1 tRNA gene is annotated in these 214 nt (G+C 47.2%); it reads right to left on the bottom strand.

Annotated features, from left to right (window positions below):
- Positions 1–134: 134 nt before the first annotated feature.
- A tRNA-Ala gene (locus L2I46_RS29480) sits at positions 135–210 on the bottom strand.
- Positions 211–214 lie beyond the last annotated feature (4 nt).

Genomic DNA, 214 nt, shown 5'->3' with positions numbered 1-214 from the left:
AATTTGAGAGACTCGAACACACTTAAACAGTGTGTCGTTTCAATTTTCAGCTTGATCCAGATTTTTAAAGAGCAAAACTTCGCAGTGCACCTTTTCAGGTTCACTCTGAAGTTTTCTTGTGTTCGCAGTAAAGATGGTGGAGCTATGCGGGATCGAACCGCAGACCTCCTGCGTGCAAAGCAGGCGCTCTCCCAGCTGAGCTATAGCCCCATCG

Source organism: Klebsiella sp. 2019SCSN059 (assembly GCF_021739525.1).
GTDB classification, from domain to species: Bacteria; Pseudomonadota; Gammaproteobacteria; order Enterobacterales; family Enterobacteriaceae; genus Klebsiella; species Klebsiella quasipneumoniae.
The sequence above is the reverse complement of the archived record's forward strand: the minus strand, read 5'-3'. Positions and strand labels throughout refer to the sequence as shown.